A 13,112-nucleotide genomic window follows, 5' to 3' on the forward strand; every position below is an offset into this window, starting at 1 on the left:
GGGAAGTGCGGGAGGACCAGGTGAGTGGAGCCACGGGTGCTGCGGGAGGAGCCACCGGCGGCCGTCCGGGCGCAGCACAGGGCGGCGGGGGGTACGGGGTGCCGCAGCCCCCGGCCGAACACCCCTCCGCGTCCACCTCGCTGATGCCACCGGTCGGTGCGGCGGGCCAGGGCGGCGGGGCGACCTACGGCGGCCAGTCGACGCCGCCGCCGCCGAACGCGCCGGCGCCGGGCGCGGGCGGCTTCTCGCAGCCGACCACGTACGCGAAGGGCCAGCCGACGCCGGCCCGCGGCACCCGGGTGAGCGGCAACACGCCGCCCGGCGGGACGCCCGTCGCGGGCGGCGCCGCGCGCCGGCCCGCGCCGAGCACCGGCGGGGTCGGCCTCGGCCGGACCCGCAAGGCCCGGCTGCGGGTGACCAAGGCCGACCCGTGGTCGGTGATGAAGGTCAGCTTCCTGCTGTCGGTGGCGGTCGGGATCATCATCATCGTCGCGGCCGCGGTGCTGTGGATGACGCTGGACTCGCTGGGCGTCTTCGACTCGCTGAGCAAGACCCTCCTGGAGGTCACCGCCGGCGAGGCCCCGAACAGCGGCATCAACCTGATGGACTACGTCGGCTTCGGCAAGGTGATGACCTTCACCTCGCTGATCGCGGTGGTCGACATCGTGCTGCTGACCGCGCTGTCCACGCTCTCGGCGTTCATCTACAACGCGGCGGCCGGCTTCACCGGCGGCATCGAGCTGACCCTGGCCGAGGAGGACTGACCCCGGCCGGCGCACGACCGGCTCGGGTCGCCCCGCCGGGCGGCTGACCCCTGGTCAGTTCTCCGTCCCCGGACGGAATGGACGGGCCCCGCAGGCTGTTGCAGCCTGCGGGGCCCGTCGGCATTCGGGTGACAGCCGGCCCCCGCGGCGCGCCGCCCGAATCGGCCTCCGCCGCGGTGGGATTAGCTGGGTGCGCTCGTTCCGAGCTTCCGACTGCCGCGGGCCGCCCCGGCCCGGGCCGGAGCAGGTGCGGCGGTGCAGGTACGGCTGGACGGGAGGCGCGCGATGGCTCAGCTCGCAAGGCAACTGGTCGAGGCCCTGGAAGGGCTGCTGGGGGTCCCGGTGCCGCTGCGGGTGCAGGTGTGGGACGGCAGCGTGGCCGGCCCGCCCGGGGCGCCGACCCTCGTGCTGCGCAACCGCCGCGCACTGCGCCGCCTGCTCTGGCAGCCGGGCGAGCTGGGCCTGGCCCGCGCCTACGTCTCCGGGGACCTCGAACTCGCCCCCGGCACCGACCTGTACGCGGTGCTGACGGCCGTCGCGCACTTCGCCGAGCGCCCGGAGATCCGCCGGCTCCGGCTGCGCCCGGCCGACGTCCTCGGCCCCAGGGGGCGCCAGGCGCTGAAGGCGCTGCTGCGGGCCGGCGCGCTGGGCCCGGATCCGGCCCCGCCGGCCGAGGAGGCCGGGACGGCCCAGGGGCGGCGGCACAGCCGCAGCCGCGACCGCGCGGCCATCAGCCACCACTACGACGTCGGGAACGACTTCTACGGCCTCGTCCTGGGCCCGTCGATGGTGTACTCCTGCGCCTACTGGGAGCCCGCGGCCAAGAGCCTGGAGGCGGCCCAGGAGGCCAAGCTCGACCTGATCTGCCGCAAGCTGGGCCTGCGGCCCGGGATGCGCCTGCTGGACGTCGGCTGCGGCTGGGGTTCGCTGGTGCTACACGCGGCCCGGCACTACGGCGTCACGGCGGTCGGCGTCTCGATCTCGGCCGAGCAGGTCGCGCTGGCCCGCGGGCGGGTCGCGGAGGCCGGGCTGGCCGACCGGGTGGAGATCCGGCTCCAGGACTACCGGGAGGTCCAGGACGGCCCGTTCGACGCGATCTCCAGCGTCGGGATGGCCGAGCACGTCGGCACCGAGCAGTACCGGGTCTACGCCGAGGGCCTCTACCGGCTGCTGGCGCCCGGCGGCCGGCTGCTCAACCACCAGATCGCCCGCCGCCCCGAGCACCCCGGCGAGGCGTACCGCCCCAGCCCGTTCATCGACCGCTACGTCTTCCCGGACGGCGAGCTCTCCCCGGTCGGTTCCACGGTGGCCCGGCTGGAGGAGGCCGGCTTCGAGGTCCGCGACGTCGAGTCGCTGCGCGAGCACTACGGGCTGACCCTGCGCGAGTGGGTGGCCAACCTGGAGGCGCACTGGACGGAGGCGGTCCGGCTGGCCGGCCGCGGCCGGGCCCGGGTCTGGCGGCTCTACATGGCGGCCTCCGCGCTCGCCTTCGAGGAGAACCGGATCGGCGTGAACCAGATCCTCGCCGTCCGCACCGGCCCCGACGGCGCCTCCCAGCTGCCGGCCAGCCGGGAGGAGTGGCTGCTGCGCCGCTCCGCCACCGCGCCCCACCAGCAGGGCCCCGCCGGCGCCCCGGCCGATTCTGATTTTGGAGATCGGCCGTCGGTCCGCTAATCTTTCAGTGCGGCAAGGGCCTATAGCTCAGACGGTTAGAGCGCTTCCCTGATAAGGAAGAGGCCACAGGTTCAAGTCCTGTTAGGCCCACCACCGCGAAGGGCCCGGAGCGATCTCGCTCCGGGCCCTTCGGCGTTCCCGGGGCCCGCGGCCGGAACCCTGCTCACCTCCCGGGGGTTGTAGGAGGTGGGGGCACCGGCGGAGAGGCGGTGGTGTGATGGCGGTGTTCTGGGCGATGAGCATCCCCGGACTGGTCTGCGCGCTGGTCGCGGTGGCCTTCGTCGACCAGCTGGCGCTGCGGGCGCGGAAGTCCCGCCGGGTCCCCTGGCGGGGGACCGGCCGGGAGGGGCAGATCTCGGCGACCGGCATCGAGCAGCTGCACGCGCAGTTCGCGGCCGGCAAGCAGCACGAGCTCGACGAGCGGCGCAGCACGCTGATGCTGCGCGACGAGGAGGGCGAGGGCGCCCCGCCACGGACGCGGGTGGACCTGGCGGCCGGAAAGGCCGTAGTGGTGCGCTCGGGGCCGTGACCGGCCGGGCCGACCGTACGACAGAAGGTGCGGCGTCAATCCTTCGACCGGACGGCTTGGTTGGAGGCAGCGGTGGGCTGGTCACGATTGGGACACCGGTGTGTATCATCGGCCGCAAGGGCAGTCTGGCACCCGGCAGCCCGTTTGTGCTCGAAACAATTCATGGACTCGTCGGCCCGGCCAATCCGGTCGGAGCACGGCTGCTGAGTCCGCTACGCAAGAAGGACGAGGTCCCGCGGTGAAGAAGCTTCTCCTGGTCGCCCTGGTCGCCCTCGGCGGCTTCTTTGTCTACCGTCAGGTCCAGGCGGACCGTGCCGAGCAGGACCTGTGGACCGAGGCCACCGACCCGGTCCCGGCCGGTCGCTGAGGCCCCGGACGATCTGACGATCGACGATCTTCGGAGGCGCCGCACGGCGTCTCCCGGGCCCGGTGGGCCGGTCGAGCGACCGGTTCCACCGGGTTCCCGCACGCGGTCCGGGCAGCAGGTGCCGGATCGGGCGTGGGAATCCGGCCGGAACCCGGTACGCTAGTGCCCGGCGGTACGCGTGGTGCCGCCGCGGGGCTTTAGCTCAGTTGGTAGAGCGCTGCCTTTGCAAGGCAGATGTCAGGAGTTCGAGTCTCCTAAGCTCCACAGTTCGAACGGCGATCGGCCGCTGACCTGAATCCGGGTCAGCGGCCGATCGCCGTTCTGCGTCCCGGTGCGGTCCGGGACGGCGGACCCGGTCAGTACGGCTTGCGCGGGTCGTGCGGCTTGGGGCGGTCGTCGCCCGGGGCGGGCTTGCCGGGCGGTGGGCCCGGCTTGGGGCCGGCGGTGCCGGCCTCCGACCTGGAACCGGCCTCGCCGCCCGCGGTCTCCTCACCCGCCGCCTCGGGGGCGGAGCCGGCCGGGGAGCCGTTCACCGAGCCGCCGGCGTCGCCTGGCCCACCGGTGCCGCCGGTGCCGCCGGGAGCGCCGCCGGTGCTCGCGGCGTGGGCGCCGGTGGGGCGGGACGGGGCGGAGGTGTCGGCCGGGGGCTCCACCAGCCACTCGGGATTGCTGTGGTGGCGCCACCACTGCCAGATCACGATGCCGCTGCCGATCGCGACGGCGCCCGCCACGGCCAGGCCGGTGGCCCAGACGTTGCGGTGCTCCCGCCGGGCGTTCCGGGCGGCGAGCTCGTTGATCTCGGCTGCGGTCACGTGGCCCTGCAGGGCGGCCACCGCGGCGGCGCCGCGGGTCTGTGCCTCCTGGGCGACCGGCACGACGGCGGAGCGGGCGTCGTCGACCGCCTGGGCGATCCGCGGGCCGACGGTGGACCTGGCCTGCTCGGTGGCGCGGGCCGCGTTGAGCTTGGCCGCCAGTGCGGCCTCCTGGGCGCGGTGCAGGGTCTTCAGGACGTTCTGCTGGGCGTCGGGCGGCAGGCTGGCGAAGGCGTGACCGAGCTGGGGGGCGATGTGCTTGGCGTACTGGACGCGAGCGCTCTGGGCGGCGTGGGCGGCCTTCGGGCCCAGGGCGTCCACGGCGGGGCCCAGCCGCTGCTTCGCGCCGTCCGCGAAGTGCACCGCGGTCTCCTTGGCGGTGACGGCGTAGGGCGCGAGGGTGTCCCGGGTCCTGCCGGCCGTCTCACGAGCTGTGTCCAAACGGGTCACGAGTCTCTCCTCCTGGTGGCGTCCTATATGCACATATCCACCTGAATGCTGATCATGCATCCTGATTTGTCCGGCAGCACTCCGGAGTGGGCCGTACGCGGGGCGGCGGGTGGTGCGGGGGAGTCGCTCCGGGGCGGGCAACCGGCCGGTCGGGGCGCCCCCGCCGCCGATCGCGCCGCAGTACGCTGGCGATCCCGGTGGTCTCCCGTTCGGCGGAGCGCCGCCGTGATCGCGATGCAGGCGCGCGAGACCGAGCGAGACCGTGCGAGAAGGGGAAACCGCTGATGCTCCCGGACGAGCCCAGGCCGCCGACGGACCACACCCCGCGGCCCGGGGGCGGGTCCGGCGCGGCGCGCTGCTACCGGCACCCGGACCAGGAGACCGGTATCGGCTGCTCCCGCTGCGGCCGGCCGATCTGTCCGCAGTGCATGGTGAGCGCGTCGGTGGGCTTCCACTGCCCGGAGTGCGTCCAGGGCGCCGGCCGCGAGGTACGAAAGGCGACCACCCGGTTCGGCGGCCAGCTGACCGCGGACGGCGCGCTGGTCACCAAGGCCCTGATCGGCATCAACCTGGTGGTCTTCCTGCTGGCCGCCTACGTGCTCAAGCCCTGGCTGGCCGAGGACCTCTCGCTGTTCAGCGTCGGTCCGCAGATCACCGGCTACCCGTACGGCGTCGCGGCCGGGCCCGACCAGTGGTACCGGCTGCTGACCGCGACCTTCCTGCACGTCCAGCTCTGGCACATCGGCACCAACATGGTGATGCTCTGGGTGATCGGCCCCTCGCTGGAGGCGGCGCTCGGCCGGATCCGCTTCCTGGCCGTCTACCTGCTCTCCGGCCTGGCCGGCAGCGCGTTCGCGTTCCTGGTGGCCGGCGACTTCATGAACTCGCTGGGGGCCTCCGGCGCCCTCTTCGGCCTGCTCGGCGCCACCGTGGTGATGTTCAAGCGGACCAGGACGCCGCTCGGTCCGGTGGTCGCGCTGCTGGTGTTCAACCTGGTCATCACGTTCTCGCTGTCCGGCATCGACTGGCGCGCGCACATCGGCGGGCTGGTCGCCGGGGCGCTGACCGCGGTCGGGCTGATGTACGCCCCCCGGGAGCACCGGACGCTGGTGCAGTCGCTGACGGTCGCGGGGATGGCCAGCCTGGTGCTGCTGATGGTCCTGGTGGGGATGGCCCGCTACGGCGGCTGAGCCGTCGGACGTTTGTCCACAGCGGGTGGGGTGCTGTGCACAGCCGATCGGGGGAACCGCCCGTGGACTGCTGTTCTACGCGTGTCCCGCTGTGCGTATCCGGCATTCGGGGGACGGCGCGCGAGGGTGTGGAAAGCGCCCGGGGCGCAAGTTATCCACAGGCTGCGGCGACTTTTCCCCAGTGTGGATAACCGTGTGGATAAGCGGGATAGCGGGATAACCGGCGGACGATATCCACACATAACGGGCGGCCGCGCCGCGACGGGCCGTACGCGTGGGCCGTACCGCACGGTCGCCGCCGCGCCGGGACACGGCGGAACGCCGCCCCGGAGGAGAACCCTCCGGGGCGGCGGAATGCGCTCAGGGGTGGAGCCCCGGCGTCACTTCCACTGGGTGGAGACGCCGAACCCCGCCGCGATGAAGCCGAAGCCGACCAGGATGTTCCAGTTGTGCCAGCTCTCGACCGGCCAGCTGCCACTGGTCACGTAGTAGGTGACGATCCACACCAGGCCGACCAGGAACAGGGCCAGCATCAACGGGGCAACCCAGCCGCGGCCCGAACTGATCTTCACCGTGGCCGTGGTCGGCGGGGTGTAGTCGGACTTCTTGCGGAGTCGAGACTTCGGCACGAGGGGCTCTCCTGTCGATGCGCTGTGAGACCGCGCAGGGTTCAGCGGGGGTGAGGCGGCCGGCGGCGGTGATCGAGGAGAACGCTATGGGGTCCGCCCCCGCACATGCCACCGGCGTCCGTTAGCGTAGTGGCTCGGCGGGTCTGAAGTAGATAAGGGTACGGTGCCTAATTTGTCGATTCCCCCTCAGCCGTCCCGCACCCCTGCCGCCGGCACCCGAATTGTCGGCCGTGCCCTGACCTGCGCCGTCTTCGCGCTCGCCGGTCTGCTCTTCTACGTCAGCGCGCAGACGGCGCGCGGCACCGACCTGCGCACCGACAACTCGCTGCTCAGCCTCAGCGACGTGATACGCCAGCGCAGCTCCCAGAACCAGCAGGCCCAGGCGCAGCTCGCCGACCTCCAGGCCCGCTCGCAGGAGCTCACCGAGCAGCAGGGCGGCAACCCGGCCGACACCGCCCGGCAGGACGCCCTCCGGGACGCCGCCGCACTGGAGCCGCTGCAGGGCCCCGGTCTGACCGTCACCCTCAACGACGCCCCGCCGAACGCCACCGCGCGCATCCCCGGGGTGCCCGAGCCGGGCGTCAACGACCTGGTCATCCACCAGCAGGACATCCAGGCCGTGGTGAACGCGCTCTGGCGCGGCGGCGCCGAGGGCGTGCAGGTGATGGACCAGCGGCTGATCTCCACCAGCGCCGTCCGCTGCGTCGGCAACACCCTGCTGCTCCAGGGCCGGGTCTACTCGCCGCCCTACGTGGTCAAGGCGGTCGGCCGGACCGACGCGCTGCGCGCGGCCGTGGAGGCGGATCCGACGATCCGCAACTACCTGCAGTACGTCCAGGCGTACGGGCTGGGCTGGAAGGTGCAGGAGAGCGGCGACCTCGCGGTGCCCGGCTACTCCGGCACGGCCGACCTGCGCTCGGCGGGCGGGCAGCCGTAGGGCCCGTCCGACGGTCCCCGCCGGGAGTGTTCGACGATTCGCGGCGGATCGCGGCGGATCGGGTCGGATCGGGGCGGATCAGGACGCCGGAAGAGGGAAGCCCGCCCCACGGCCCGCGACCACCGGTCTACTCTTACCCCAGTCCGTTACGTCGAGGGAGCACCATGTACGGCTGGATCTGGCGTCACCTCCCGGGGAACACCCTGGTCCGGGCCCTCATCTCGCTGCTCCTCGTCCTGGGCGTGGTCTACCTCCTGTTCACGTACGTCTTCCCGTGGGCGGAACCGCTGCTCCCCTTCGGCGACGTCACAGTGGACGGCGGCGAAGGCGCCGCGGGCTGATCCGTCGGCCCCGTTCCTCCCCCCAGCCCCGCACCCCACGGAGACCGCACGCTCATGACCTCCCAGCCGAGCCCGCCCCGCATCCTGGTCGTCGACAACTACGACAGCTTCGTCTTCAACCTGGTCCAGTACCTCTACCAGCTGGGCGCCACCTGCGAGGTGGTGCGCAACGACGAGGTGACGGTCGGGCACGCGGTGCGCCGTGACGGCGGCACGGGCTTCGACGGGGTGCTGCTCTCCCCCGGCCCGGGCGCGCCCGAGGAGGCCGGGGTCTGCATCGAGATGGTGCACCACTGCGCACGGATCGGGCTGCCGGTCTTCGGCGTCTGCCTGGGCCTGCAGTCGATCGCGGTCGCCTACGGCGCGGTGGTCGACCGGGCGCCGGAGCTGCTGCACGGCAAGACCTCGCTGGTGGAGCACGAGGACGGCGGGGTCTTCGAGGGCCTGCCCTCGCCGCTCACCGCGACCCGGTACCACTCGCTGGCGGTCGAGCCGGCCACCGTGCCGGAGGAGCTGGTCGTCACCGCCCGGACCGAGAGCGGCGTGATCATGGGGCTGCGCCACCGCGAGCTGCTGGTCGAGGGCGTGCAGTTCCACCCCGAGTCGGTGCTCACCGAGGGCGGGCACCGGATGCTCGCCAACTGGCTGGCCGAGTGCGGTGACCCGCAGGCCGTCGGCCGTTCGGCCGGGCTCGCCCCGGTGATCGGCCGGGGCTGAGCGACGTGACCGCGGTGCGTCCGGAGGGGCGCTTCCAGCCGGGGGCGGACCCACTGGGCGGCGGGTACGGCCGGGACGGGTCGTACGGCCAGGCCGGGCAGCCGGGGGAGTACGGGCAGTACGGCCAGGCCGGGCCCGGTGGCCAGGCGGGCCAGGGCGCCCAGGTCGGCCAGGGTGCCCAGGACTACCTGCAGCACGGCCAGTACCAGTACCAGGAGCAGTACGCCGGCCGGCCGGGCCAGCAGGACCAGCCGACCCGGCCCGTCCAGCAGGTCCAGCCCGTCCGGCAGGCCCAGCAGCGGCCGGGCCGTGCCGCCGACGACGGCTGGGGCGTCTACGAGCAGGCCGAGCAGCCGCTCCAGGCCGGGCCGGACGGCACCGCGGGCGCGGAGCAGCCGGACGCCCCCTGGTCGGCCGACCGGACCATCCAGCTGCGCGTCCCGCCGCCGGCCGGCGCGGACGAGCCGCCGACCGGCGGCCGCGCCGAGCGCCGCCGGGCCGCGCAGGGCCGGATGTCGGTGCGCTCGGGCAGTGGGCGCCGCCGGGCGGGCGGTCGCGCGGCTGCGGGGGAGCGGGCACGGCCCAAGGAGTCGGCGCTCGTGGTCGGCGCCCGGTTCGTGGGCGAGTTCTGCATAACGCTCGGCCTGGTGATGCTGCTGTTCGTGTCCTACCAGCTCTGGTGGACCAACGTGCAGGCCGATGCGGCCGCCGACGGCGCCCGCAACCAGCTGGAGCAGCAGTTCGACTCGGCCCAGCCGGCGCCCGGGGCACCCGGGCAGCCCGCGCCGGACCCGGCCAAGCCGGAGACCTTCGAGCCGGGCAAGGGCTTCGCGATCATCCACCTGCCGAAGCTGGGCCTGAAGTTCCCGATCGCCGAGGGCACCGCCAAGGCCTCGGTGCTCGACAAGGGCCTGGTCGGCCACTACACCGGCACCGGGATGCCGGCCGACAAGCAGGGGAACTTCGCGCTGGCCGCGCACCGCAACACCCACGGCGAGCCGTTCCGGCACATCAACCAGCTCGGCAAGGGCGACAAGATCGTGGTGGAGACGGCGACCGCGTACTACACGTACGAGGTCACCGGGGGCATCCCGGAGACCCCGCCGTCGAACGTGAGCGTGATCAAGCCGGTGCCCAACGGCTCCGGGTACACCCAGCCCGGCCGGTACATCACGCTGACCACCTGCACGCCGGAGTTCAGCTCGAAGGCGCGCTTGATCCTCTTTGGCAAGATGACCGAGGAACGGCCGCGGAGCCAGGGCAAGCCGCCCGCGCTCACGGCCGGCTGACGGCCGACCGGCTGACGGCCGACCGGCCGACCGGCCCGGGGCGGCGGCCGGGCCCGGGGCGGGCACGCGGCACCGCCGTCGGACGGTGTGGACAGGGCACGAGGGGGAGCAGCAGTGCAGCAGCAGGACGAGACGGCGGAGCCGGTGGCGGAGGAGGCCTTTCCGCGGCCCGAGCCCGCGCGCCGCAAGCGCGGCCCGGTGCTGGCCGCGGTCGGGGTCGTCGGCGAGCTGCTGATCACCCTGGGCCTGGTCCTCGGCCTCTTCGTCGCCTACTCGCTCTGGTGGACCAACGTCGAGGCCGACGCCGCCGCGGCCCGGGCCTCCGACCGGCTGCGCGACTCCTGGGCGGCCGGTCCGAGTGCTCCCCCCGGCGGGCCGGCGGCCACGCCCTCCCCCGGCGCGTCCGGTCCGGCCTACGCGGCGGGGGACGGGGTCGGCTTCCTGCACGTCCCGGCGATGGGCCGGGACTACCAGGTGCTGATCCGGATGGGCACCGATCCGGACACCCTGGCCGAGGGCGTCGCCGGGGTGTACGAGCAGCCGTACCGCGCGGCGATGCCGTGGGACGCGGCGGGCAACTTCGCGCTGGCCGCGCACCGGGACGGCCACGGGGCGAAGTTCCACGACCTGGACGCGGTGCACAAGGGCGACGCGATCGTCGTCGAGACCAGGGACAAGTGGTACGTCTACCGGGTCGACAGCACCCTGGCGGAGACGTCCAAGTACGACACCGGCATCGTCGCGCCCGTCCCCAAGGGCTCCGGCTACCAGTCCCCCGGCCGCTACATCACGCTGACCACCTGCACGCCGGTGTACACCTCGCGCTACCGGATGGCGGTCTGGGGCAGCCTGGTCCGGGTGGACGACATGGACGCCGGGCGCACCCCGCCGGCCGAGCTGCGCCACTCCTAGGCGATCTCCTGGGCGCTCTCGTCGCCGGGGACCCGCTCGCGGTCCTCCGGCGGCGGCTGCCGTGCGCGGGCCCCAGGCGGCCCGGGACGGCCACCGGGCCCCTTCCGGCTCCTCCTGCCCCGTCGGCCCCGCCGGGCCCCGTGGCGGGCCGCCCGGGGCCGTTCCGGGGCCGTCCCGGGCCGTTCCACGCCTGCCCGGCCCGATGCGGAGCCCGGGGAACGCCCGAGGGGCCCGTCGAAGCCGGTGTGAACCGCTTCGACGGGCCCCTCGGGGTGGGTCCGGAGCCTCACCGGCTCAGAGCCACGGGAACCACGGGTTAGGGGTTGCCCCCTTTGGTGTTGGAGGGCGAGGGGTTGGGACCGTCGTTGCCCCCTTTGGTCGGCTCGGGCGGCCTCGTCATCAGGGTGACCGAGGTGTTCGGGTCCACCTGGGAGCCGGCACCCGGCATCGAGCCCGTCACCAGTGCGTTCGGGTCCTGCGAGCCGAGCAGCGTGTAGCCGAGGCCGAGCTGCTGCAGCTGCTTGGTGGCCTCCTTGACCGTGACGTTCTGCAGCGGCGGGACGGTGACCTTGTCCGGCGCCTTGAAGACGGTCAGCACGATCTTCGTGTTGGCCGGGACCTTCCCGCCCGCCGGCTGCTGCGAGGCGACGGTGTTGATCTTGCTCGGGTCGTTGGTCGGCGTGGTCTTCGACGCGTCGACCTGGAACCCGGCGGTCTCCAGCGCGGCCTGCGCGGCCTCCTTCTGCTGGCCGACCACGCTCGGCACGGCGATCTTGGCCTTGCCCTGCGAGACGGTCAGCTTCACCGGGGCGCTCGGGTCGGCGGGCGCGCCGGCCGCGGGGTCCTGGGAGAGGACGGTCTCCTGCGGAGCGTTGTCGTCGTCCTTGTACTCGGGCTGCGCGATGTTGGTGAAGCCGGCGTCGGCGAGCGCCTTGGTGGCCTGCTCCTTGGTCTTGCCGGTCACGGTCGGCATGGTGGCCTTGGCCGGGCCGGAGGAGAGCTGCACCGTGATCGTCCCGGCCTCGGCGACCTGCTGGCCGGCCGCCGGGCTCTGGACGCAGATCTGGTCCTTCTTGACGTTGGAGTCCGGGCAGGCGATCTTCTCGCCCTCGGTCACCACCAGCTTGGCCTGCTGGCCGGCGGTCTTGGCCTCGGCCAGCGTCCTGCCCACCAGGTTCGGCGCGCTGACCTTGACCGCGTCCTTCTTGTCGTCCTTCTTGTCGCTGAACATCGCCTGGGCGACGAAGAAGGTGCCGACCAGGACCAGCACGGCGGCCACCGCAAGCACGATCCAGGAGGTGTTGCTCTTCTTCGGCGGCTCCTCGCCGCGCCGCGAGCCGCGGCCGTAGCCGTCCTCGCCGCCGGCGCCGCCACCCGGGCCGCCCGCGTAGGTCTGGCCGTAGCCGTCGTCGGAGTAGCCGGGCTGCTGGCCGTAGCCGGGCTGGCCGCCGGCCTGCGGCAGCACCGTGGTCGGACCGCCGCCGGGCTGTGCGGGCAGCACGTTGGTCTGGCCGTACGGGTCGTGCTGCTGCGGGTAGCCGTTCTGGTCGTAGCCGTACCCGGCCGCACCGCCCATGCCGTAGGCGGCGGCCTGCTGGGCGGCGGCCACCGGCAGGCCGTCGAGGAAGCGCTCGATGTCGTCGCGCATCTCGTCGGCGCTCTGGTAGCGGTAGTCGCGCTCCTTGGCGAGCGCCTTCAGCACGATCGCGTCGACCTCGGGGCGCACCTCGGGGTCGAAGGCGGACGGCGGCTGCGCCTCCTCCCGGACGTGCTGGTACGCCACCGCGACCGGCGAGTCGCCGACGAAGGGCGGGCGCACGGTCAGCAGCTCGTACAGCAGGCAACCGGTGGAGTAGAGGTCCGAGCGGGCGTCGACCTGCTCGCCCTTGGCCTGCTCGGGGGAGAGGTACTGGGCGGTGCCGATGACGGCGGAGGTCTGCGTCATGGTCATCCCGGCGTCACCCATCGCCCGGGCGATGCCGAAGTCCATGACCTTGACGTTGCCCTGGCGGGTCAGCATGACGTTGGCGGGCTTGATGTCGCGGTGCACGATGCCGGCCCGGTGCGAGTACTCCAGGGCCTGCAGGATGCCGATGGTCATCTCCAGCGCCCGCTCCGGCAGCAGCCGGCGCCCGGAGTGCAGCAGCTCGCGCAGGGTCGAGCCCTCGACGTACTCCATCACGATGTACGGGATCGAGATGCCGTCGATGTAGTCCTCGCCGGTGTCGTACACGGCGACGATCGCGGGGTGGTTCAGGGATGCCGCGGACTGCGCCTCACGACGGAAGCGGGCCTGGAAGGACGGGTCGCGGGCCATGTCGGCCCGGAGCGTCTTCACTGCGACGGAACGGCCGAGCCGGGTGTCATGGGCGAGGTACACCTCGGCCATGCCGCCGCGCCCGAGGACGCCGCCGAGCTCGTACCTGCCGCCGAGGCGACGAGGCTCTTCCATAGTTCCGACCCTCTCCCTCACCCGCCGGTGAGGTTGTGACGTAGGTGTC

The 13,112-nt window shown here is 73.3% G+C and carries 13 protein-coding genes and 2 tRNA genes; 12 read left to right on the forward strand and 3 right to left on the reverse strand.

The genetic code is table 11. From position 1 onward, the window contains the following. Positions 1-98 precede the first annotated feature (98 nt). The 6 genes from RMN57_RS20160 (at position 99) to RMN57_RS20185 (ending at position 3,598) form a co-directional block, all read left to right on the forward strand. Positions 99-764, forward strand: a complete 666-nt coding sequence (locus RMN57_RS20160; protein ID WP_313764739.1) for a DUF3566 domain-containing protein — start codon at positions 99-101, stop codon at positions 762-764. Positions 765-1,049: 285 nt separating this feature from the next. Continuing rightward, a complete protein-coding gene (locus RMN57_RS20165; RefSeq protein WP_313764740.1) occupies positions 1,050-2,438 on the forward strand; it encodes a cyclopropane-fatty-acyl-phospholipid synthase family protein in 1,389 nt (462 codons plus the stop codon). Positions 2,439-2,454: 16 nt separating this feature from the next. After that, positions 2,455-2,531, forward strand: a tRNA-Ile gene (locus RMN57_RS20170). 124 nt (positions 2,532-2,655) lie between these two features. After that, positions 2,656-2,967 carry a DUF6191 domain-containing protein gene (locus RMN57_RS20175; protein WP_313764741.1) on the forward strand — a complete coding sequence of 104 codons (312 nt, stop codon included), beginning with the start codon at positions 2,656-2,658 and terminating at the stop codon, positions 2,965-2,967. A 238-nt stretch (positions 2,968-3,205) separates the two neighbouring features. Next, the gene (locus RMN57_RS20180) at positions 3,206-3,334 is read left to right on the forward strand and encodes a DLW-39 family protein (protein WP_014137031.1); all 129 of its coding nucleotides are present in this window, start codon (positions 3,206-3,208) and stop codon (positions 3,332-3,334) included. Positions 3,335-3,525: 191 nt separating this feature from the next. After that, positions 3,526-3,598, forward strand: a tRNA-Ala gene (locus RMN57_RS20185). Between the two features lie 92 nt (positions 3,599-3,690). Here RMN57_RS20185 and RMN57_RS20190 read toward each other — a convergent pair. After that, a complete protein-coding gene (locus RMN57_RS20190; RefSeq protein ID WP_313764742.1) occupies positions 3,691-4,596 on the reverse strand; it encodes a DUF5324 family protein in 906 nt (301 codons plus the stop codon). Positions 4,597-4,880: 284 nt separating this feature from the next. Here RMN57_RS20190 and RMN57_RS20195 point away from each other — a divergent pair, with 284 nt between their 5' ends. After that, the gene (locus RMN57_RS20195) at positions 4,881-5,786 is read left to right on the forward strand and encodes a rhomboid family intramembrane serine protease (protein ID WP_313764743.1); all 906 of its coding nucleotides are present in this window, start codon (positions 4,881-4,883) and stop codon (positions 5,784-5,786) included. Positions 5,787-6,166: 380 nt separating this feature from the next. On the opposite strand, the gene crgA is transcribed toward RMN57_RS20195, so the two are convergent. Beyond that, positions 6,167-6,415, reverse strand: coding sequence for a cell division protein CrgA (gene crgA, locus RMN57_RS20200; RefSeq protein WP_313764744.1), 249 nt, complete (start codon positions 6,413-6,415; stop codon positions 6,167-6,169). A gap of 172 nt (positions 6,416-6,587) precedes the next feature. Between crgA and RMN57_RS20205 the strand changes: the two genes are divergently transcribed. The 5 genes from RMN57_RS20205 (at position 6,588) to RMN57_RS20225 (ending at position 10,611) form a co-directional block, all read left to right on the forward strand. Beyond that, on the forward strand, positions 6,588-7,352 hold the full coding sequence (locus RMN57_RS20205) for a DUF881 domain-containing protein (RefSeq protein WP_380237152.1): 765 nt from the start codon (positions 6,588-6,590) through the stop codon (positions 7,350-7,352). Positions 7,353-7,516: 164 nt separating this feature from the next. Continuing rightward, the gene (locus RMN57_RS20210; RefSeq protein ID WP_238860502.1) at positions 7,517-7,693 is read left to right on the forward strand and encodes a hypothetical protein; all 177 of its coding nucleotides are present in this window, start codon (positions 7,517-7,519) and stop codon (positions 7,691-7,693) included. Between the two features lie 54 nt (positions 7,694-7,747). After that, positions 7,748-8,410: an aminodeoxychorismate/anthranilate synthase component II gene (locus RMN57_RS20215; protein ID WP_313764745.1), complete on the forward strand. Its 663-nt coding sequence runs from the start codon at positions 7,748-7,750 to the stop codon at positions 8,408-8,410. A gap of 5 nt (positions 8,411-8,415) precedes the next feature. Next, complete coding sequence (locus RMN57_RS20220) at positions 8,416-9,699, forward strand: class E sortase (protein ID WP_313764746.1); 1,284 nt, start codon at positions 8,416-8,418, stop codon at positions 9,697-9,699. 114 nt (positions 9,700-9,813) lie between these two features. Then, positions 9,814-10,611 (forward strand): class E sortase, encoded by a 798-nt coding sequence (locus tag RMN57_RS20225; protein ID WP_313764747.1) that lies wholly within the window; start codon positions 9,814-9,816, stop codon positions 10,609-10,611. 316 nt (positions 10,612-10,927) lie between these two features. On the opposite strand, the gene pknB is transcribed toward RMN57_RS20225, so the two are convergent. Further along, positions 10,928-13,063, reverse strand: a complete 2,136-nt coding sequence (gene pknB, locus RMN57_RS20230) for a Stk1 family PASTA domain-containing Ser/Thr kinase (protein ID WP_313764748.1) — start codon at positions 13,061-13,063, stop codon at positions 10,928-10,930. Positions 13,064-13,112 lie beyond the last annotated feature (49 nt).

It is taken from the genome of Kitasatospora sp. CM 4170, assembly GCF_032110285.1.
GTDB lineage: Bacteria > Actinomycetota > Actinomycetes > Streptomycetales > Streptomycetaceae > Kitasatospora > Kitasatospora aburaviensis.